This is a genomic window from Halorhodospira sp. M38, from assembly GCF_022227985.1.
Taxonomy (GTDB): domain Bacteria; phylum Pseudomonadota; class Gammaproteobacteria; order Nitrococcales; family Halorhodospiraceae; genus Halorhodospira; species Halorhodospira halophila_A.
Genome location: NZ_JAJNQP010000075.1, coordinates 1 through 1,018, shown reverse-complemented (window position 1 = coordinate 1,018; position 1,018 = coordinate 1). Strand labels below are relative to the sequence as shown.

At 66.3% G+C, this 1,018-nt stretch carries 1 protein-coding gene; it reads left to right on the top strand.

Features of this window, described 5'->3' with window-relative positions; all coding sequences use genetic code 11:
• On the top strand, positions 1-1,018 hold a 1,018-nt coding region (gene glnA, locus LRA98_RS12825; protein ID WP_238640853.1), incomplete at both ends, for a type I glutamate--ammonia ligase.

The following is a 1,018-nucleotide window of genomic DNA, read 5'->3' as shown; positions in this document are numbered from 1 at the left end:
CCCGAGCGGCCCCGAGCCGGAGTTCTTTGTCTTCGACGACGTCCGCTGGGGCGCCGATATGAGTGGCTGCTTTTACAAGGTGGACTCCGAGGAGGCCGGCTGGAACTCCGAGCGGGTTTACCCGGACGGCAACATCGGCCACCGCCCCGGCGTGAAGGGCGGTTACTTCCCGGTCCCGCCGGTGGACTCGCTGCACGACATCCGCGCTGCCATGTGCCAGGCCATGGAAGAGATGGGCCTGGAGCCGGAGGTCCACCACCACGAGGTGGCCACCGCCGGGCAGTGCGAGATCGGTGTCGCCGCCCGCACCCTGGTCAAGAAGGCCGACGAGCTGCAGACGCTCAAGTACTGCGTGCACAACGTCGCCCACGCCTACGGCAAGACCGCCACCTTCATGCCCAAGCCCCTGGTGGGTGACAACGGCAGCGGTATGCACGTCCACCAGTCGATCTCCAAGGGCGGCAACAACATCTTCGCCGGCGACCAGTACGGCGGTCTCTCTGAGGAGGCGCTTTACTACATCGGCGGGATCATCAAGCACGCCAAGGCGATCAATGCCTTCGCCAACGCCTCGACCAACAGCTACAAGCGCCTGGTGCCGGGCTTCGAGGCGCCGGTGCTGCTCGCCTACTCGGCGCGCAACCGCTCCGCTTCGGTGCGGGTGCCCTACGTGGCCAACCCCAAGGCGCGGCGCATCGAGGTGCGCTTCCCGGACTCCACGGGCAACCCGTACCTGACCTTCGCCGCCATGCTGATGGCCGGTCTCGACGGCATCCGCAACAAGATCCACCCCGGCGAGGCGATGGACAAGGACCTCTACGACCTGCCGCCGGAGGAGGAGAAGGAGATCCCCAAGGTCGCCTTCCAGCTCGACGAGGCGCTCGAGGCCCTGGACAACGACCGGGAGTTCCTCAAGCAGGGCGGGGTCTTCTCCGACGACCTGATCGACGCCTACATCGACCTCAAGATGGACGACGTCACCCGTCTGCGCATGACCACCCATCCGGTGGAGTTCGAC